This is a genomic window from Delftia sp. NA_296.1, from assembly GCF_052692095.1.
In genome coordinates this window covers 415541-434277 of record NZ_JBQZGF010000001.1, presented here as the reverse complement: position 1 = coordinate 434277, position 18737 = coordinate 415541, and the positions used below count along the sequence as shown (strand labels likewise).

Genomic DNA, 18737 nt, shown 5'->3' with positions numbered 1-18737 from the left:
CTGCGCCCGCTTGCACATCTTTTTCGGCCTGCATCGGACAATTGAGCGATGTTGGCCGCCAATGGCTGCGCGCTTGCAGCATGAAGCATGCATGCAGAAAAACTTCTGCCAAAACGCAGCGAACATCGCTCAAAAATAAGCGAAGTTCGCTCTTTTTGCGGGCCATGAAAATGGGGCAACTATTTTTGGCAGGGAGCCGGCTTTTTCATTCCCAAGGCTTTTTTTGCTCATCAGAATGAAAAAAGCAGACCCACAGAGGAGTTTTTGATGACCGCCTGCAGCACCACCCCGACGACTTCCGCCACCTCCGCACAACCTGCGGCCGGCAGCCCATTGCAATGGCATGCACGCCCCTCCAAAAGCGACACGCTGCCGTTTGAAGGCGCCTGGAGCGTGCAGGCCATCCAGGAACTGCTGGACAAGCCCTTCATGGACCTGATGTTCCAGGCCCAGAGCGTGCACCGTGAGCACTGGCCTGCGGGCGACATCGAGCTGGCCACGCTGCTGTCGGTCAAGACGGGCGGATGCCCGGAGAACTGCGGCTACTGCCCGCAGGCTGCAGAGTTCGATACCGGCGTCAAGGCGGAAAAGCTCATGAGCGTGGACGAAGTCACGCGGGCCGCCCAGGCCGCCAAGGACGCGGGCGCCACGCGCTTTTGCATGGGCGCAGCCTGGCGCGCGCCCAAGGACCGCGACATCGAGAAGATGAACGAGCTGATCGGCGCCGTGAAGGGCCTGGGAATGCAAACCTGCGCCACGCTGGGCATGCTCCAGCCGCACCAGGCGCAGTCGCTGCGCGAAGCGGGCCTGGACTACTACAACCACAACCTGGACACCGCGCCCGAGTACTACCAGGACGTGGTCAGCACGCGCCAGTACCAGGATCGCCTGGACACGCTCAAGGCCGTGCGCGGCGCGGGCATCAGCGTGTGCTGCGGCGGCATCATCGGCATGGGCGAGGCGCCTGTGCACCGCGCGGGCCTGATCGCCCAGCTGGCCAATCTCAATCCCCATCCCGAATCCGTGCCCATCAACAGCCTGGTGCGCGTGCCCGGCACGCCGCTGGCGGACAGCGAGCCGGTCGATCCGCTGGACTTCGTGCGCGTGATCGCGGTGGCGCGCATCACCATGCCCACGGCGCGCGTGCGCCTGTCGGCGGGCCGGCAGCAGCTGGGCGACGCCGTGCAGGCCCTGTGCTTCATGGCCGGCGCCAATTCCATCTTCTACGGGGACAAGCTGCTGGTCACCGGCAACCCCGATGTGGAAGCCGACACCACGCTGTTGCGCAAGCTGGGCCTGAGCGGCACGCGGACCTCGGTACAGGAGTGAGCTTTTTGAGCTTTTGAGCTCTCTTGAGCCGGCAGCTCAGGACTGCGGCCGGCCGCTGCCTTGCGCGGCGGCGGCCGCATCGTCGTCGCCGGCATCGAGCAGCCTGGCCGCACGGTTGCTCAACGCGGAATCCGCACGGAAATAGCCCAGCACCGTATTGACGCTGCTGTGCCCCGTCAGCGCCATGGTGTCGGGCAGGGGCACGTTCTGGCGCCCGGCCTCGGTCACAAAGCCCGAGCGCAGGGAATGCGCCGAGAAATCCCCCTCCACGCCCGCCAGCGCGCAGCGCTGCTTCACGATGTCGCGCACGGCCGCTGGCGACAGGGGCTCGCCCACATGGCCGCCCTTGCGGATGCGCCGGAAGATCGGCCCTTCCTGTATGGCGGCGGCACGCAGCCAATCGGCCAGCGCCTGGGCCGCGCGCCCGGTCACGGGCTTGTGGTTCTCGGGCGCATCCCGCCCGGACTGGTTGGTCTTGGAGTGCGCCAGCGTGTAGATGAATTCCTGCGGCCCCACGGCGCGCAGGTGGCGCATGTCGGCCCCGGCCACCTCCGAGCGGCGGCGCCCGCCGCTGGACCATGCGAACAGCAGCAGGGCGCGGTCACGGCGGCCGCGCAGGCTGTCATCGCAGGTCTGCAGCAATTGCTCCAGCAGGTCGCGCGTCAGCGCATCCTTTTTGGCCGGCTGCTCGCCGCGCCGCGCATAGGCCTTGCGCGTGCGCGACATCAGTTCGCGCACCGCGCCGTCCTGGCAGGGGTTGGCCAAACCGTGCACCTGATGGGCCTTGGATAGCACCGCCATGCGGTGCACCAGCGTGTTGTGCGACAGGGGGCCTTCGCGGGCCTTGTATCCGGCCTCGACCAGGGCGCGGTCCATGTGCGCCGGCATTTCACTGGCCAGGCCCGCGCCGGTCTGCCGCTGGGCGTGGTCGATGATGAACTGCAGCACACAGGCCACATCCAGCGGCAGCTGCATCTGCCGCTCAAAGCGCAGCGCATGCCAGGCGGCCCAGTAGCGCATCGCACTCTGGTAGCTGTTTCTGGTGTTGGTGGATTCGCCCTCGCGCAGCAACTCTCGCACGGCCTGCTGGGAGGCAGGCTCCAGCCCCGCAGAGGGCCGGGTGCTGCCTTGCTGTGTGTCTTCCAGAGGCGGGGCTTGGGGAATCAGCGGAAAGGGACCGTTGCGCATCCGTGGATTGTCGCCCGGCGCAGCATGGCCGCCCGCCGCGGAGCCTGCGGCCATGCAAAGTTCAGTTTCCAAGCTTTCCAGAGGCTGCAGCGGCTTTTTGCCTGGGCGAAGCCGTGTAATGTGCATATCCATACTGTATGAAAATTTCACATGTAATATTTAATACATGGCACATATGATGTATTACGTAGTATTAAAATAACTCACGATAACAATCACTTATCGTTGGTAATCTGGAAAATAGTTCACGATATGCAGAAAACATCCACCCGCGGCGTGCAGGAAGCCGATGTCTGGGCCGCGGCAGACGCCTTGATCGCCCAGGGCCTGCGGCCGACCATCGAGCGCGTGCGCCAGCAAATCGGCCGAGGTTCGCCAAATACCGTCAGCCCGATGCTGGAGACCTGGTTTGCCACCCTGGGCCAGCGCCTGGGCGTGGCGGCAGGGCAGGGCGAGCTGCTGCCCTCGTCCGTGCCCGATCCCGTTCAGCGCCTTGCCCAGCAGCTTTGGGACGCTGCCCAGGAAGCCGCCATGGAGGCTGCCCGCGCCGCGCTGCAATCGCGCGAGGAAGCGGCGCAGGCCACGCAGGCCGAGCTGCAGGAGCAGCAAGAGCAAATGGCGCGGCGCGAGGCGTCCATGCAGGCGCAGAAAGAGGCCATGGACCAGGCCCTGCAAGTGGCCCAGGCGCAGTCGCAGGACTTGTCGCGCCGGCTGGACGAAATGCAGCAGCAGCTGCAGGACCGCGACGAGCGTCTGGAGGAAATGCGCGATGCGCTGGCTGAAGCCGCCCGCCAGCGCGAGGCGCTGCAGCAAAAGCATGGCGAGGAAATGCAGTCCGCCGCGCTGGAGCGCCAGCGCATGGCCGAGCAATACGCGGGCAATGAGCGCCACATGCTCAACGAAGTGGACCGCGCACGCCAGGAACTGGCGGCTGCGCGCAAGACAGCCACCGAGCAGGAGCGCAAGGCAGCGACCCGCCTTGCAGAGCTGCAAGGCCGCTATGAAAAGAGTGAGGAGGAACAGCTGAGCCTGCACTCCCAGTTGCAGACTGCCCAGAATGCGGCCGCCCTGGCGCAGGAGCGTGCGGCGGATCTGCGCAGCCTGCTGGAGGCGCAGCAGCGATTGGCCGCTGGCGGTGCCTTGCCGGATGCCGGCGCGGGACTTTCGCTGGGCCGGCGCGGCAGCCTGTCCGCGGCGCGCCGCTCCATGACGCGCCTCAAGGACAGGAGAGGCTAGGGCGTATCGCCCAGGCCAAGGTCAGGCCTTGGCGCGCGATTTGCCTTGGGGCGGCCGATGTCTGCGCATGGCCTGCGTGATGCTGTCTACCGTTCCACGCACATGCGCGCGCACTTCGCGCTCCATGCGATCCGGGTCACCGGCCTGCAGGCTGGCCACCAGTTGCTGGTGGTGCTCCTGCAACTTCGGCGAGGGCTCGTTGTTTTCCAGCCAGATCCGCATCAGCGGCTCGACCACCGAATGCAGGGCCGAGATCTGCTCGCACAGGCGCGGGGCCGCGCTGATGCGGCAAAAGCGCTCGTGAAAGCGCCGGTGCACCGTGATCCATTCCGACTGGTCACTCTCGCAACGCTTCATTTTCGAGAGCAGGTCCTGCAGGTCGTCCACATCCGCCTGGGTGCAGCGCCTGGCGGCCATGGCTGCGGCCAGGCCTTCGAGCACGGCACGCATCTCGAAAACCTCGATGACCTCGCTCTCGGAAAGCTCCCGAACGATCGCGCCCCGGTTCGGCGGCATGACCAACAGGCCTTCCGCAGTCAGCCGGCGCAAGGCCTCGCGGACCGGCATGCGGCTCATGCCGATGGAGTTGGCGATGTCATCGGCCACCAGCCTGTCGCCCGGCTTCAACAGCCCCATGCGGATGCCATGAGAGAGGTGTTGGTAGGCCTCTTCGTGGGCACTGGTCTGTGCCGCATCGGGCGAGGGGGTTGCAAGTGGCGGCATGGTGATGGTTCTGGGATGGGCGGAGCCCGGTCGTCATTCTAGGTTTCGCTGTCAGGGTCCAGGGCGCACCCTGATGGTGCATTGTGTACGGCCAATCCAGGCATGGTGATTGCTTGGGTATCTTTGGAAAAATTGGATACAAAGATATCAGGATACGGTAATCTCGAGGCTGCCATCGCGCCCTGCGTCGATGGCGCGGTCCGCTGCAAGCAGCGTTGGCAGCCTCGGCCCCCATTCATTGCCCGAAATCCAAGTCCCAGCAACACAAGGAAGAAGAACCGTTATGCGTAATTTCCAGAATCCTGGCCGTTCCGTCGTCATGTCCACGCACGGCATGGCGGCAACCTCGCACCCGGCCGCCACCCAGGCCGCTGTTCGCATCCTGGAGGCCGGCGGCACCGCCATGGATGCCGCCGTCGCGGCCTGTGCGGTCCAGTGCGTGGTGGAGCCTGGCTCCACCGGCATTGGCGGAGACTGCTTTGCGCTGTACAGCGAAAAGGGCTCCGACCGGATCACGGCCTACAACGGCGCCGGCTGGGCGCCCCAGGCCACCTCCCTGAAGGACGTTCTTGCCTCGGGCGAGGAAAAGCAATTGCGCCGCCAGTCGCCCTACGTGGTCACGGTGCCTGGCGCCGTGGACGCCTGGGTCGCCTTGACGGAGCGGTTCGGCCGGCTGCCCATGGGCCGCCTTCTGGAAGATGCCATCCGCTTCGCCGAGCAGGGCTATGCCGTGGCGCCGCGCGCCGGCACCGACTGGGCCATGCACACGCAACTGCTGGCCGCCACCACTGCGCGCGACATCATGCTGGTCGATGGTCAGGCCCCGGCCATCGGATCGGTTCACCGCCAGCCGCAGTTGGGCGCTACCTTGCGAAAAATCGCCGAGCAGGGCCGCGCCGGCTTCTACGAGGGGGAGGTCGCGCAGGACATCGTCTCCTATCTGCGCAGCCTCGGTGGCGTGCACACGCTTGAGGACTTCGCCACCTATCGTGGCGAGTTCGTACAGCCGGTCAAGAGCAGGTTCCGAGACCATGTGGTGCACGAGTGCCCCCCTCCGGGCCAAGGCATCATTGCCCTGCTGCTGCTGAACATTCTGCAGGGCCTGGAGCCGGGCACGGACCCGCTCTCGCCCGAGCGGCTGAAGGCCGAGATCGATGCCACGCGCATGGCCTACCGGGTGCGGGATGCGCTGCTGGCCGATCCACGCTTTGCCGATGTGGACATCGACTATCTGCTGTCGCAGGAGCTGGCCGCCCAGCTGCGCAACGGCGAGTTCCCGGAGCATTTCAAGACCCCGGCGACCAATGCGGCAGCGGAGCACAAGGACACGGTCTACATCTCGGTGGTGGACAAGGATCGCAACTGCGCCAGCTTCATCAACTCGATCTTCCACCCCTTCGGCTCCGGCCTGATGGCGCCCAAATCAGGCGTGCTGCTGCACAACCGGGGCCAGAGCTTTGAACTGGCTGAGGGCCACCCCAATTGCATCGGGCCAGGCAAGCGGCCCCTGCACACCATCATCCCCGGCATGACCACGAAGGATGGCCGCGTGGAGCTGGTGTTCGGCGTGATGGGCGGCCACTACCAGGCCATGGGCCATGCGCACTTTCTGTCCAAGGTGATCGACTACGGCTGCGACATCCAGGCCGCCAGCGATCTGCCCCGGCTGTTCCCCATTCCCGGCACCGACAAGGTGGAGGTCGAAAGCACCTTGCCGCAGCATGTCGCGCAGGCGCTGGAGCAGCAGGGCTACCGGTTGGTGGCGCCCGGCTATCCTGCCATCGGCGGCGCCCAGGCCATTCGGGTGGATTGGGACAACGGTGTGCTGCACGGCGCATCCGACCACCGCAAGGACGGCTGCGCCATGGGCGCCAACCGCTCCTGACGGACGGCAGCCTGCGCGCTGGCTCCAGGCTGTCTTGACAGCGAAGGGGCCGGCGCGGCTTTCAGTGCGGATTTCAGTCGGCCTGGTTCGCCTGGAGGATGCCTGGAAGCGTGCGCAGGATGTGGGCGCGCATCAGGGCTTCCACCTTTGCGCCATCCCTGGCCTTCAATGCGCCTATGAGTTCTTCGTGCCTGTCATGCACGTAGTCCGTCGATGGCTTGCCCTCCAGCCACACCCGCATCAGGGGCTCGGAGACCGAGTGCAGGGACGCGATCTGCCGCATCAGCTGGGGAGCGTCTGCAATGGTGCACAGGCGCTCGTGGAACTGGCGATGCGCCGTGATCCATTCCGATGCATTCAGACCGCTGCGGTGCATGCGCTGCAGCAATTGCTCCAGATCGTGGATGTCATTGGTGGTCACGTTCTCGGCCGCCAGGGTGGCCGCCAGGCCCTCCAGCACCGAACGCATGGCGAACACCTCGCGCACCTCTTTTTCGGTCAGCACCCGGACCACCGAGCCACGGTTGGGGCGGTTGACGATCAGCCCCTCCGTGGCAAGGCGGTTCAGCGCCTCGCGCACGGGCATGCGGCTGGTGCCAATTTCGGCCGCGATGTCATCCGGTGCCAGCCGCATGCCCGGGCGCAGTTCGCCCGTGCGTATGCCGCGCTTGATGTGTTGGTAGGCCTCTTCCTGTGCCGTGGCATGGACAGTGTCAAACGAGGCGCGTCGGTCGGTCAGCATGGTTTATCCGGTGTCTTTCGCCCAGGGCAGGGGCCCGCCGATTCTACGGGGACCTGCCTGCGCCTCCCGGGACCCCGTTTGTGCCGGTTTCCACGCAGCCATGCCTGTGCAGATGATGGCAAGAGGCGGTTTTCCCTAGAGCTGGTTCGATTATTGCTTGCTAATCTTCTGCATGATTGGATACAAATATCTAAATATCTATGCATTTTCCCCATGGCAGCCGGAACCTGTTCCTTCGCCATGCCTGCTCTCCAACCTGAAGAAGACCATGCCTCTCCAAACGCTCCGCACTCCCCTGGCCACGGCCATGCTGTCTGCCCTGGCCCTTGTCGCATCCGCTCAAGCCTCTGCCCAGGGGGCCGGCGCCTGGCCCAGCAAGCCCATACGCATCGTCGTCCCCTTTCAGGCCGGGTCCGCCACGGATCTTTTGAGCCGGCAAGTGGGGGCCGGGCTGAGCACTTCGTTGGGCCAGCCCGTGCTGGTGGAAAACAAGCCGGGTGCGGCCGCCATGATCGGCAGCGACACCGCGGCCCGGGCCCCGGGCGACGGCTACACCCTGCTGATGAGCGGGCCGGCCTCCATGGTCACCAACCGTTTTCTGTACAAGAAGCTGAGCTACAACCCGGACGCCTTCGAGAAGGTGGCCATCGTGGCGGTCACGCCCAATGTGCTGCTGGCGAACCCGTCCCTGCCGTTCAGTACGCTGGCTGAGATGGTGGCCTATGCCAAGGCAAACCCCGGCAAGCTGACCTATGCCTCCTTCGGGGCCGGCACGACCTCGCACATGGCTGGCGAGTTCCTGCGCCAGGCCGCCGGCATCGACATAGTGCATGTGCCCTACAAGGGTGCGGCCGAGGCCATTCCGGCCTTGATATCGGGCCAGGTCTCCCTGTACTTCGACACCATCATGACCGCCTTGCCCCAGGTGAAGGCCGGCAAGCTGCGGGCCCTGGGCGTATCGACTGCGAGCCGCGCCGCCATGGCCCCGGACATCCCGACGATTGCCGAACAAGGCTATCCGGGCTTTGACATCGCCCCGTGGTACGGCATCGTGGCCAGCCACGGCACGCCGCCGGCCGTGGTCTCCCGGCTCAACACCGAGATCAACAAGCTGCTGAACACCCCTGAGTTCCGCGAGCGCCTGGTGGCCACCGGCGCCGAAGCCCGTGGCGGCAGCGTTGCCGACTTCGAGGCCTTCGTCAAAACCGAGGTCCCCCGCACGGAGAAGCTGGTACGGCAGGCCGCAATCGCGCTGCAGTAACCGGACCGGCGCCGCCGGGGCAGGGCGGTGGGTTGCCTGCCGTGCGGCGCCGATTTCATCTATGCAGGGCGATGCTCCTGGACCGGGATGATTCGCTGTCCAGCCGAAAGCCTGCCACCACGTCCGCCAGTTGCGCGGCCTGCTGCTGCAGCGACTGCGCCGCGGCCGTGGCCTCTTCGACCAGGGCCGCGTTCTGCTGGGTGGACTGGTCCATCTGGCTGACGGCCGTGCCGATTTCGGCAATGCCCGTGCTCTGTTCCTGGCTGGCATTGCTGATCTCGGTGACGATGGCGGTCACGCGTTGCACGCTTTCCACCACCTTGCCCATGGTGGCGCCTGCGTCCTGCACCAGGCGGCTGCCGGCATCGACCTGGCCCACGGAGTCGTCGATCAGCGCCTTGATTTCCTTGGCGGCCGTGGCGCTGCGCTGGGCCAGCGTGCGCACTTCGGAGGCCACCACGGCAAAGCCGCGGCCCTGTTCGCCGGCGCGGGCCGCTTCCACGGCGGCGTTCAGCGCCAGGATGTTGGTCTGGAAGGCAATGGAGTCGATCACACCAATGATGTCGGCAATGCGGTGCGAGGACTGCTCGATGCCGCCCATGGTGCGCACCACCTGGTCCACCACGGTGCCGCCATGCGTGGCGATGTCCGAGGCGCTGCTGGCCAGTTCGCGCGCCTGGCGCGCATTCTCGGCGTTGTGCTGCACGGTGGCTGTGAGCTGCTCCATGGCGGCAGCCGTTTCCTCCAGCGAGCTGGCCTGCTGCTCGGTGCGCGCCGACAGGTCCTGGTTGCCGCTGGCGATTTCGGTGGAGGCATGGCGAACGGTCTCGGACGATTCCCGGATGCGCACCAGCACCGAGGCGATCTTGTCGGTGAAGTGGTTGAACGCGCGTGCGATCTGCGTCAGTTCGTCATTGCCTTGCACCGACAGGCGGCGCGTGAGATCGCCGTCACCCGAGGCGATGTCTTCCAGCGCATCGCGCACCACGGCCAGCCGGCGCGTGACGCGGGCAATGACGGCGCCCAGCAGCGCAATCGCCAGGATCAACGAAATGGCAACGATGGCGCCCGACACCTTGAGCAGCGAACCCAGCGCGGACAGCGCCTCGTCGCGCTGCACAGCCACCACCAGTTGCCAGTTCGTGCCGGGCACGCCCTGGCCGTAAAGCAGGAAGTCCTTGCCGCCGACGGCCGTGCGCATGCCGGAGTCCGCCTTGGGCAGGGCCTGGATGGCGTCGGCACGCAACTGGGGCGAGAGCGCGGAGACGGGCTTGAGCGTGAGTGCCGGATCGGGATGGGTGACGATGGCGCCTGCCTCATCCACCAAGAAGGCAAAGCTGCCCGGCGTGGGCCGGATGGCGCCCACGGTGCGCACCACCGTGGTCAGCAGCACGTCGGTGCCGACCACGGCGACAGGATTGCCGGCCGGGCCCACGGGCTCGGCAAAGGTCACGCCCACTTCGGGTGGAGAGACAAACAGATAGGGCGCCGTCACGATGGGGCGGCCTTCCTTCAACGCCTGCCTGAACCAGGGGCGGGCCGTCACGTCGTAGTCGGCAGCCATCTCGTTGAGGAAGAACATGCGCTTGTCGGTGTAGCCGAAGTAGGCATCCGAGAAGCCGCCGCCATCGCGCAGCGCCTGGACCACGGCACGCGGGTCCGGCGTATCGACCGCCTGCGCCAGGGTATGGGTCAGCAGGCGCTTGGTCGCCACCCATTCGCCCAGCACCTGGGCCTGGGCGTTCACGAGCTGGCGGCTCTGGTCGTCGAGGGTGGACAGCACATGGCGCTGCACCGTGAGGAAGTTGGCAATGGCCAGGGCCAGCATGGCCACGGTGACGATGGCCACGCTGAGCGCGATGAGTCGCGCACGCAGGGACTGGAACATAGAAGAATTACTTATTGCAAGAAGATGCTATATACGTTAGCAAATTTTCTTGACAATACGCATTCTTGCAGGCGGTGCCCCCTGGCCGCCGAAGCCTATGCGGGAAATTCGCGCCCCTTCAGCGCTTCAGCACTGTCAGCGTTCCCCCGCCAGCAGCCTGCCCAGCGCCTCGTAGGCCGGCAGCGAGGTCGGGTCATTGGCCGCATTGCCAGCCACCGGGTGGGAGGCAAAGCGCGCAATCACCATCTGTGCCTTGGGATCGATGTAGACGGTCTGGCCATGCACGCCGCGCGCCGCGAAGGCTCCATGGGCGTTGTGCGTGACCCACCACATGTTGCGGTAGGTCCAGCCCGGCAGCAGCTTGTAGCCGGCCTTGGCAAAGGCCGCCGCATCGCCGCCCCGGCGGATATCGTCCACGGCAGCTGCGGGAACGATCTGCTGGCCGTTGAACTGGCCCCGGTTGCGCAGCATCTCGCCAAAGCGCGCCAGGTCCCGCAGGCCCAGATTCAGGCCGCCGCCTGCAAAGGGCGTGCCTGTGGAGTCCACCGACATGTAGGCATCCTGCTCGGCGCCCAGGCGGCTCCAGATGCGCTCGGACAGCAGTTCGGCCACCGATTGGCCGCTCACGCGCGCCAGCACCCAGCCCAGCGCATCGGTATTGGCCGTGCGGTAGCCGAAGGCCTTGCCGTGCAAGCCTTCGGGCTTCACGGTCTGCAGGAATTCGTAGTAGCTGCGCGGGCCGGTGTAGTCCTTGGCCTTGGGCAGCGGGTTGCCCGCTGCCGCGTGCGCCCAGACCTCGGCCTGGGGGTCCGCATAGTCTTCGCTGAAGCGAATGCCCGTGGTCATGTCCATGAGTTGGCGCACCGTGGCATTGCCGAAGGCCGAGGCCCCCAGCTCGGGCACGTACTCCGACACGCGGCGCGAGGGGTCGAGCTGCCCCTCGGCAGCCAGCATGGCCGCCAGTGTTCCGACGAAGGACTTGGTCACCGACATGGCGCCGTGCTGGCCTTCGGGTTTGAGCACGCCGAAGTAGCGCTCATAGATCACGCGGCCCTTGTGCAGCACCACAATGCCGTCGGTGTAGTTGGCCTTGAGCGAATCGCGCCAGGTCATGGGCTGGCTGGCACCCAATGGCGTGAAGCGCAACTCGTCAATGTCTTCGCGCAGCGCCTGGGCCAGCGGCGCCGCAGGCGCCAGGCCGCGTGACACATTCACCGTGGGCATGAGCTGGCGAAAGTGCGAGACGCTCCAGCGCATGGCGGGAAACTGGAAATAGGAGCCGTCGTCGAAGCGCAGCATGCGGTCCGGCGGCGGCGGCGAGCCCACCATCCAGCCCAGCTTTGCGGGGTCGCTGGCATCGGCATCGGGATAGGAGGGGGTCTTGGCTGCGGTGACCCCTGCCGTGGCTGTGGCGAACACAAGGCTGCCAGCCAGGGCACCGGCGAAATGTTTGAGCTGCATGGCGGCAACCATACTACGGTTGCCGCGGCGCCAAGATCCGCTGCCAAAGGATGGAAGCCGGCTTCCATCCCAGGCCGTGCGCCCAGTTGGCGCAAGCGCGACAAATGGCCTTCTCGTTGGACTAAGCTTCAAATAGTTTTGAAAATCAAAGCCTGGCGAATGCCCATGAAAAGCCTGCAAGACCTGGATATCTTCGTGCGCACCGCAGACAGCGGCAGCCTTTCGGCCACGGCGCGTGCCCTGGACCTGACCCCGGCTGCCGCCAGCGCAGCGCTCAAGCGGCTGGAGGCAGAGCTGGGCGTGACCCTGTTCGTGCGCTCCACGCGCAGCCTGCGGCTCACGCAGGAGGGCGAGCTGTTTCTGGAGCACTGCCGCCCCGCGCTGGCCGGCCTGCGCCAGGTGCGCGACCAGTTGGCTGGCGGCCAGGCCGCTTTGCGCGGCACGCTGCAACTGGCCGCCCCCTCCGACCTGGGCCGCAACGTGCTCATGCCCTGGCTGGACGAGTTCCAGAGCCAGCATGCAGGCGTGGATCTGCGCCTGCACCTGTCCGACCGCGCTGCCAATGTCTACAGCGAGCCCGTGGACGCGGCTTTTCGCTATGGCAGGCCGCAGGATTCCAGCCTGGTGGCCTTGCCGCTGTCGGACACGCACCGCCGCATGCTCTGCGCCGCGCCTTCGTATCTGCAGGAACGCGGCGCACCCGCCACCCCCCACGACCTGGCCGGCCATGACTGCCTGTGCTTCATGCTGGGCGAGGAAGTGCACGACCGCTGGAGCTTCTGGCCGGCAGGGCAGGGGGCTGCCGTACCTGAGCCCGTCCATGTCCGGGTGCGCGGCCGCAATGTGGCCAATGACGGAGATGCCGTGCGGCGCTGGGCCGTGGCCGGGCGGGGGATTGCCTACAAGTCATATTTCGACGTGGCCGAGGACCTGGCCCGGGGCCGCCTTCTTGCGCTGTGCACCGACTGGACGACCGAGTGCGTGCCCCTGTTCCTGGTCGCCCCCAGCCGCAGGCAGTTCACGCCGCTGGTGCGTGCGTTGCGGGATTTTGTGGCGGTGAGGCTGGCCGAGCTGGAGGCGGCACAGCCCTGAGACATCACGAAGCCCGCGTCCCCAGCTCTACAGGCCCGTGCACATGGTGCTCCGCGCAGACCTGCCGCGAGAGCACATGGGTTTCGATCACTTCGGCGGCATTCTCGGCCGTGAGCCGCCCGTACCAGACGCCGTCCGGATAGACGATGGCCAGCGGGCCATGGTTGCAGGGGTACTGGCAGCTGGTCTGCAGCAGGCGCAGCCTGGCGCGCAGTTCGCTGCTGGCCTGCACGGCCTCGCCCAGGCTTTGCCAGACGGCCACGGCGCCCAGGGCCGTGCAGCGCGGTCCCGTGCAGACCAGGGCGTGGTGCTGGTGGTCCGGCACCTGGGACCAGGCCTGGGGATCGTGCTGCCATTGGTCGCCAGCGGTCTCGGCAATGTCGGGGGCCTGAAGGGCCTGGGCCATCTGAGACAGCAGCAGCGCGGGCATGGCGGGGGCGCCCAGCAGATGGTCGGCAAACCGCACCTGCACGGTCTGGTCCGGCAGTTGCGAGCGCCAGCGCATGGCCAGCTTGTGCAGCCAGCGCAGCAGGGCAGGCTCGTCGGGCGCGAACAGGGGCAGCACGACGATGGAGCGGGCCGGCAGGCATTGCTGCAGCGCCTCGGGCAGCGAGGGTGCGGCCTTGTCCACGAAGGATGTGACGACCTTGCAGGCCGGCTCCAGCGTCTGGCGCAAGGCATCGGCCAGTTCGATGAGGCTTTGGCGCGATGCTGCGCCCGTGCCGCCGCGGCCCAGCACGATCACGGCGTCGGGCCCGGGCGGGATGGATGTTTCAGAGGAGTTCATCGGGAATGAAGCTGATGCGCAGCCGGCCGGTGGCGGCATGGATGTCCACCTCGGCAGCCACGCCGTAGACCTGGCCGATGGTGGCCGGGGTAAGCACCTGGGCCGGTGTGCCATGGGCAACGATGCGGCCTTGTTCCATGAGATAGAGACGGTCGCAGTAGTGGGCGGCGATGTTGAGGTCGTGCAGGGCGACGATGCTGCTGATCTGCAGGCGCTGGACCAGTGACATCAACTCCAGTTGATGGCGTATGTCCAGGTGGTTGGTCGGCTCGTCCAGCAGCATCAGCCGTGGCTGCTGGGCCAGCGCGCGGGCCACGAGCACGCGCTGCTTCTCGCCGCCGGACAGGCTGGAGAAACGCCGCTCCTCCAGCGCCAAGGCATTCACCTGGGCCAGCGCCTGCCGCATGCAGGCGAGGTCCTCGGCGCTGTCGCCTGCCCAGGGGGACTGGTGGGGGATGCGGCCCATCATCACCGCCTCGCGCACGGTGAAGTCAAAGCTCTGCGGCGCCTCCTGCGCCAGGACCGAGACCTGGGCCGCGAACTCGCGCGCCGTCATGTCCCGGATGTCGCGCTGGTCCAGCAGCACGCAGCCCGCGTCGGGGCGCAGCACGCGGTAGAGCATGCGCAGCAGGGTGGATTTGCCGCTGCCGTTGGGGCCGATGAGCCCCACGCATTCGCCGCTGTGCAGGGCGAGGCTGGCCTGGTCCACGATGCGCCGGGCGTCGGCACGCCGGGCATCGGCACTCCAGCACAGGTCCTGGGCTTGCAGCTTCATGGGCCGCGCCCTCCCTGCACCGGCTGGCGCACCAGCATCCAGACGAAGAAGGGTCCGCCGATCAGCGAGGTGATCACGCCCACGGGCAGTTCCATGGGCGCAAAGGCCGTGCGCGCGACAAGATCCACCAGCACCAGCAGCAGGGCGCCGGCCAGGGCGGCCACGGGCAGCACGCGCCGGTGGTCCGTGCCCACCAGCATGCGCGCGGCGTGCGGCACGATCAGCCCCACAAAGCCGATGGCGCCGCTGACCGCCACCATGGTGCCCGTCAGCAGCGACACTGCCAGGAACAGTGCGCGCCGCAGCCGTGCCGTGTCCACGCCCAGCGTGGCGGCGGCCTCGTCACCGGCCAGCAGGGCGTTGAGCGGGCGCGTCTGCAGCCCCAGCCAGAGCATTCCTGCAGCCAGCACGGCGGCGGGAATGCCCAGTTCCTCCCACTGCGTGCCGGCCAGGCTGCCCAGCGTCCAGGTCAGCAGGGCATTGGCCAGGTCGCGCTGGCCCGATGACAGGGTGATCAGGCTGGTCACGCCCGCCAGCACATAGCCGATGGCCACACCACCCAGGATCAGCCGCGTGGCATGAATGCGGCCCTGGGAGCGCGCCAGCAGGTAGACGGCGACGGTGGCCGCCAGCGCCCCCACAAAGGCCCCGGCCGTGAGGGCGTACATGCCGGCCGAGGCCAGCGCACCGAAGGCCAGCACGGCCACGGCGCCCACCGACGCACCCGAGGACACGCCCAGCAGATAGGGATCGGCCAGCGGATTGCGCACCATGGCCTGCATGATGGTGCCCACCACGGCAAGCCCCGCGCCCACCAGGGCCGCCAGCAGCACGCGCGGCATGCGGATCAGCCAGACGATCTGCTGGTGCTGCGGCGTGATGCCCTCCAGCGGCGGCGGCTGCATGCCCAGCACCTGCAGCAGCCGGCTCCAGGCAATGCGCCAGACCGTGCCGGCAGGCATGTCCACTGGTCCCCAGGTGATGGCCAGCGTCATCACCAGCAACAGGGCCGCGAACAGCAGCAGGCACCAGAGGCGGGCGGCGCCCGGGCGCCTGGGCCAGCGGGAGTCAGTTGGCCGCATGGCTGGGCGCCGGCATGCGGTCGGGGTGCAGGGCCTGCGCCAGGGCACGGGTCCGCGCAATATTGCGCGGGCCGGGCGTGGCCTCGGCATAGGTCATGACGAAAAACCGCTTTTCGCGGATGGCATCGACGCCGGCCAGCTCGGGCTTGGCCAGCAGGAAGTCGATCTTGCCCTGCGCATGGGGCTGGCCGTAGTCGATGATGACGATCCACTGCGGGTTGCGCTGCACCACGTCCTCCCAGTTGCCTGCAGGCCAGTTGCTGGGAATGTCGTCGAATATGTTGCGCCCGCCCGCTTCCTCGATCATGGCCTGCGGCATGCCGTAGCGGCCCACGGTCACGGGGATGTCCTGGCCGCTGTCGTAGACGAAGACCGAAGGCCGCTGCCGCACGCCCTGCATGCGCTCGCGCAGGTCCTTCAGGTCGCGCTCCAGCCCCTGCGCCAGTTGCTCGGCATGGGCGTCGATGCGGAAGATGCGGCCCAGGTTGCGCAGGTCGGTCAGGCCGTCTTCCAGCGCCACTTGGCTGCGCGGCCCCACGCGGATGCACGATTCGGACAGCACGTATGAGGCAATGCCGTGGCGCTGCAGCACCTCGGGCGTGACCTGGCCCTGGCGAAAACCGTAGCTCCAGCCTCCGAAGACGAAATCTGCCGAGGCGCCCAGGATGGCCTCCAGGTTCATCTCGCGCTCGGCCAGCCGCGGCACGCGGGCCAGCTGGGCCTGGAAGGCCGGGTCGATCTGCTTGGCCTGCGTGATACCGCTGTAGCCCACCAGCCGATCGCCCAGGCCCAGAAAGAGGAACATCTCGGTGATGTTCACGTCATGGGTCACAGCGCGCAGCGGTGCGCTGGCGTAGGTCACGGGGCTGCCGCAGACATTGACGGTCACGGCCGCCTGCGGTGCGGCAGCCGGTGCCGGTAGTTCACTGGTGGTGCCGGAATCGCTGCGCGAGCAGCCGGCCAGCAGCAGGGTGGCCGCCAGGGCGCCAGCGCACAGGCCGTGGAACCTTTTGGAGCGCGCCATGGCCATCAGAACCGGATATGGGCCGCGATCTCGAAGCGGCGGCCTTGCCCGACCAGGAACTGGCTGCCGTAGCTCGATCCCACATAGACCCTGTCGGCCAGGTTGCGGCCGATCAGGCTCAGGGTGGTGCGCGGGTCCACCTGCCAGCTCAGCGCGGCGTCGGCCACGGTGTAGGCGGGCAGGTTCACGGTATTGGCGTTGTTGCCAAAGCGGTCACCCACGTAGCGCAGGCCCAGCGAGGCTTGCCAGGCGCCCACGCGGTAGTGGCCCCAGAGGTTGGCCGTGGTCTTGGCCACGTTCTGCGGACGGTTGCCTGCGCGGTTGCCGCCAGCCTCGATGAGCTTGTCGAACTGGGCGTCCACATAGGACAGATTGCCCTCCACGCGCAGGGCGGGCGTGGCCTGGAAGGTGGCGGTGACTTCGGCCCCGCGCGAGGACTGGCTGCCGCCCTGGATGGAGATGGCCGGGCGGTCGGGGTCGCGCGTGATGATGTTGTCCTTCTTGATGTCGAACACGGCCAGCGTCCACTCGCCGCGCCCGCCAGCCACCTGCTGCTTGATGCCGATCTCGGCCTGGCGGCCCTTGCTCAGCTTGTAAGCCGTGTTGGCCAGGTTCAGCGACACCAGGCTGTTGACGGGATCGTGTCCCGAGCTGATCTGCCCATAGACATGGGTGTTGCGGGCCAGCTCATAGGTCAGGCCCAGGCGCCAGGAGGTGGCGGCCAGCGTCTTGTTGAAATCCGTGCCGCCCACCAGCGAGTGGCTGGCAAAGTCGTAGACATCGCGGCGCAGGCCGGCCATGGCCAGCCAGCGGTTGCTGATGCGCCAGGCATCTTCCAGGTACAGGGCATGCTGGGTCACGCCGGTTTCTGTCTTGGCTGCCGTGGCATCGGGGCTGGCCCAGCTGCCATGCACGGGGTCCCAGGCCGAGACCGTGGACGAGCCGCCATAGGGCGAGTTGTTGGACAGCCGCAGGTTGATGCGCGCGGCCTCCCAGCCCATGGCGATCTTGTGCGAGCCCCGGTCCACGTTCAGGCCCAGGCGGTTGCCGGTCTGCTCCAGGTCGTGCAGGATTTCCAGGTAGTCGGAGCGGCCCACGGTCCAGGTGGCGGGGTTGAGCGCGTAGGCCTCGATGTTGCGCCAGTGGCGGTCGGACTTCACGTGGTACAGCTCGTTGCGCACCGTCAGCCAGTCATTGGCCTTCCATTGCACCTTGGCGCGCAGGCGCTCGTCGGCATAGCGCAGCACGCTGTCTTCGGCGTTGTAGTTGCGGTCGCGCAGCGACTCCACCACCTTGCCGTCCAGGCCCGGCGTGCCCCAGTAGCGGCTGGGCTTTTGCACGCTGCGGTCGGCAATCAGGTCGATCTGCAGGTCGCTCGTGGGCTCCAAGCGCAGCGTGCTCATGAACTTGCCGTTGCGCGACTGGTCCAGATCGCGCTCGCCCGCGCTGCGCGCGGTGTAGCTGTCGATGCGGTAGCTGGCATAGGCGCCCAGGGCGCCGGTCACGCCCAGGCCCAGGCGCAGCGTGTCGTCCGTGCCCGCACCCACCAGCACCTCGGCCGAGCTGGTGCGGCTGGGCTGCTTGCGGATGGCGTTGACCGTGGCGCCCATGGTGCCGCTGCCATACATCAGCGAGGCCGGTCCACGCAGCACGTCGATGCGCTCGTAGCCCCAGCTGTCACCCGGATAGGCCGTGGTGCCGGCGGCCACGCCCAGCACCATGCCGTCTTCGGCCACGCCCACGGAGTTCACGCCCGCAAAGCCGCGGCTGCTGAAGGACAGGCCGCCATTGCCCGGCGTGCTGCTGGAGGTCAGGCCCACGGTGCGCGTGACGGCGTCCACCAGGGCGTAGTCGCCGCGCTCCTGCATCTGCTCGGCAGAAACACCATCCACGCTGGCCGGCACTTCCTGGTTGGAGACGCCGGTATGGCTGGCAGAGCGCGCAGGCTGGGCCAGTTGCTGGCCGATGCGTTCGGCCTGGCCGGTGACCTGGACCTCGGGCAGGGCGGTTGATGGGGGCGTTGGCGTGGGCGTTTGGGTTTGAGCCTGCGCCGGCAGGCAGATGAAGGCGCAGGCCAGGGCCAGCGGGCTCAGCCGCACGGAAAGGGACTGGGCAGCGCGAGCGCTGGAAACCCTGGAAAAGGAAGAATGCATTTCGAACATCGGTCTTCGACCGTCTGATGCGAAAGCAAGGCACTGCCACCTCTCCAGCCAGTGTGGGAGGAAGGGGCGCAGGACGTTGCCATCCGCACCCCGCAGACAGTC

General features: G+C 67.2%; 15 protein-coding genes. 5 read left to right on the top strand and 10 right to left on the bottom strand.

The annotated features are described in order from the left end of the window. Window positions 1-267 precede the first annotated feature (267 nt). On the top strand, window positions 268-1329 hold the full coding sequence (bioB, locus tag ACUTR7_RS02120; RefSeq protein WP_012205605.1) for a biotin synthase BioB: 1062 nt from the start codon (window positions 268-270) through the stop codon (window positions 1327-1329). Window positions 1330-1365: 36 nt separating this feature from the next. Here the strand turns inward: bioB and ACUTR7_RS02115 are convergent, their stop codons facing one another. Then, a complete protein-coding gene (locus tag ACUTR7_RS02115) occupies window positions 1366-2571 on the bottom strand; it encodes a site-specific integrase (protein WP_445607992.1) in 1206 nt (401 codons plus the stop codon). Between the two features lie 198 nt (window positions 2572-2769). Between ACUTR7_RS02115 and ACUTR7_RS02110 the strand changes: the two genes are divergently transcribed. Beyond that, window positions 2770-3753, top strand: coding sequence for a DNA-binding protein (locus ACUTR7_RS02110; protein WP_013802420.1), 984 nt, complete (start codon window positions 2770-2772; stop codon window positions 3751-3753). 21 nt (window positions 3754-3774) lie between these two features. Here the strand turns inward: ACUTR7_RS02110 and ACUTR7_RS02105 are convergent, their stop codons facing one another. Beyond that, complete coding sequence (locus ACUTR7_RS02105) at window positions 3775-4476, bottom strand: GntR family transcriptional regulator (protein WP_096916250.1); 702 nt, start codon at window positions 4474-4476, stop codon at window positions 3775-3777. A 283-nt stretch (window positions 4477-4759) separates the two neighbouring features. On the opposite strand from ACUTR7_RS02105, the gene ACUTR7_RS02100 reads away from it, so the two are divergent. Beyond that, window positions 4760-6361, top strand: coding sequence for a gamma-glutamyltransferase family protein (locus ACUTR7_RS02100; protein WP_445607991.1), 1602 nt, complete (start codon window positions 4760-4762; stop codon window positions 6359-6361). Window positions 6362-6434: 73 nt separating this feature from the next. On the opposite strand, the gene ACUTR7_RS02095 is transcribed toward ACUTR7_RS02100, so the two are convergent. Further along, window positions 6435-7103 carry a GntR family transcriptional regulator gene (locus ACUTR7_RS02095; protein WP_012205610.1) on the bottom strand — a complete coding sequence of 223 codons (669 nt, stop codon included), beginning with the start codon at window positions 7101-7103 and terminating at the stop codon, window positions 6435-6437. A 268-nt stretch (window positions 7104-7371) separates the two neighbouring features. Between ACUTR7_RS02095 and ACUTR7_RS02090 the strand changes: the two genes are divergently transcribed. Beyond that, entirely contained in the window at window positions 7372-8364 is a 993-nt protein-coding gene (locus ACUTR7_RS02090) for a Bug family tripartite tricarboxylate transporter substrate binding protein (protein ID WP_063326145.1), read from the top strand. A 55-nt stretch (window positions 8365-8419) separates the two neighbouring features. Here the strand turns inward: ACUTR7_RS02090 and ACUTR7_RS02085 are convergent, their stop codons facing one another. Next, window positions 8420-10252: a methyl-accepting chemotaxis protein gene (locus tag ACUTR7_RS02085; protein ID WP_445607990.1), complete on the bottom strand. Its 1833-nt coding sequence runs from the start codon at window positions 10250-10252 to the stop codon at window positions 8420-8422. 135 nt (window positions 10253-10387) lie between these two features. Further along, entirely contained in the window at window positions 10388-11713 is a 1326-nt protein-coding gene (locus ACUTR7_RS02080; protein WP_445607989.1) for a serine hydrolase domain-containing protein, read from the bottom strand. Between the two features lie 165 nt (window positions 11714-11878). Here ACUTR7_RS02080 and ACUTR7_RS02075 point away from each other — a divergent pair, with 165 nt between their 5' ends. Beyond that, window positions 11879-12805: a LysR substrate-binding domain-containing protein gene (locus tag ACUTR7_RS02075; RefSeq protein WP_445607988.1), complete on the top strand. Its 927-nt coding sequence runs from the start codon at window positions 11879-11881 to the stop codon at window positions 12803-12805. 4 nt (window positions 12806-12809) lie between these two features. Here ACUTR7_RS02075 and ACUTR7_RS02070 read toward each other — a convergent pair whose 3' ends face one another. The 5 genes from ACUTR7_RS02070 to ACUTR7_RS02050 are packed head-to-tail and all read right to left on the bottom strand — an operon-like array spanning window position 12810 to window position 18635. Next, complete coding sequence (locus ACUTR7_RS02070; RefSeq protein ID WP_445607987.1) at window positions 12810-13592, bottom strand: CbiX/SirB N-terminal domain-containing protein; 783 nt, start codon at window positions 13590-13592, stop codon at window positions 12810-12812. Further along, a complete protein-coding gene (locus tag ACUTR7_RS02065; protein ID WP_445607986.1) occupies window positions 13579-14367 on the bottom strand; it encodes an ABC transporter ATP-binding protein in 789 nt (262 codons plus the stop codon). The genes ACUTR7_RS02070 and ACUTR7_RS02065 overlap by 14 nt, the downstream gene beginning before the upstream one ends. Next, a complete protein-coding gene (locus tag ACUTR7_RS02060; protein ID WP_012205617.1) occupies window positions 14364-15449 on the bottom strand; it encodes a FecCD family ABC transporter permease in 1086 nt (361 codons plus the stop codon). Before ACUTR7_RS02060 ends, ACUTR7_RS02065 begins: the two co-directional genes overlap by 4 nt. Beyond that, the gene (locus ACUTR7_RS02055) at window positions 15436-16479 is read right to left on the bottom strand and encodes an ABC transporter substrate-binding protein (protein ID WP_445607985.1); all 1044 of its coding nucleotides are present in this window, start codon (window positions 16477-16479) and stop codon (window positions 15436-15438) included. Before ACUTR7_RS02055 ends, ACUTR7_RS02060 begins: the two co-directional genes overlap by 14 nt. Continuing rightward, window positions 16479-18635, bottom strand: a complete 2157-nt coding sequence (locus ACUTR7_RS02050; RefSeq protein ID WP_445607984.1) for a TonB-dependent receptor — start codon at window positions 18633-18635, stop codon at window positions 16479-16481. The genes ACUTR7_RS02055 and ACUTR7_RS02050 overlap by 1 nt, the downstream gene beginning before the upstream one ends. Between the last annotated feature and the right edge of the window lie 102 nt (window positions 18636-18737).

What these genes read in the sequence shown, in the direction of transcription:
- bioB (WP_012205605.1), top strand. Translation starts at nt 268, where the DNA reads ATGACCGCCTGCAGCACCACCCCGACGACTTCCGCCACCTCCGCACAA.
- ACUTR7_RS02115 (WP_445607992.1), bottom strand. Translation starts at nt 2,571, where the DNA reads ATGGCCGCAGGCTCCGCGGCGGGCGGCCATGCTGCGCCGGGCGACAAT.
- ACUTR7_RS02110 (WP_013802420.1), top strand. Translation starts at nt 2,770, where the DNA reads ATGCAGAAAACATCCACCCGCGGCGTGCAGGAAGCCGATGTCTGGGCC.
- ACUTR7_RS02105 (WP_096916250.1), bottom strand. Translation starts at nt 4,476, where the DNA reads ATGCCGCCACTTGCAACCCCCTCGCCCGATGCGGCACAGACCAGTGCC.
- ACUTR7_RS02100 (WP_445607991.1), top strand. Translation starts at nt 4,760, where the DNA reads ATGCGTAATTTCCAGAATCCTGGCCGTTCCGTCGTCATGTCCACGCAC.
- ACUTR7_RS02095 (WP_012205610.1), bottom strand. Translation starts at nt 7,103, where the DNA reads ATGCTGACCGACCGACGCGCCTCGTTTGACACTGTCCATGCCACGGCA.
- ACUTR7_RS02090 (WP_063326145.1), top strand. Translation starts at nt 7,372, where the DNA reads ATGCCTCTCCAAACGCTCCGCACTCCCCTGGCCACGGCCATGCTGTCT.
- ACUTR7_RS02085 (WP_445607990.1), bottom strand. Translation starts at nt 10,252, where the DNA reads ATGTTCCAGTCCCTGCGTGCGCGACTCATCGCGCTCAGCGTGGCCATC.
- ACUTR7_RS02080 (WP_445607989.1), bottom strand. Translation starts at nt 11,713, where the DNA reads ATGCAGCTCAAACATTTCGCCGGTGCCCTGGCTGGCAGCCTTGTGTTC.
- ACUTR7_RS02075 (WP_445607988.1), top strand. Translation starts at nt 11,879, where the DNA reads ATGAAAAGCCTGCAAGACCTGGATATCTTCGTGCGCACCGCAGACAGC.
- ACUTR7_RS02070 (WP_445607987.1), bottom strand. Translation starts at nt 13,592, where the DNA reads ATGAACTCCTCTGAAACATCCATCCCGCCCGGGCCCGACGCCGTGATC.
- ACUTR7_RS02065 (WP_445607986.1), bottom strand. Translation starts at nt 14,367, where the DNA reads ATGAAGCTGCAAGCCCAGGACCTGTGCTGGAGTGCCGATGCCCGGCGT.
- ACUTR7_RS02060 (WP_012205617.1), bottom strand. Translation starts at nt 15,449, where the DNA reads ATGCGGCCAACTGACTCCCGCTGGCCCAGGCGCCCGGGCGCCGCCCGC.
- ACUTR7_RS02055 (WP_445607985.1), bottom strand. Translation starts at nt 16,479, where the DNA reads ATGGCCATGGCGCGCTCCAAAAGGTTCCACGGCCTGTGCGCTGGCGCC.
- ACUTR7_RS02050 (WP_445607984.1), bottom strand. Translation starts at nt 18,635, where the DNA reads ATGTTCGAAATGCATTCTTCCTTTTCCAGGGTTTCCAGCGCTCGCGCT.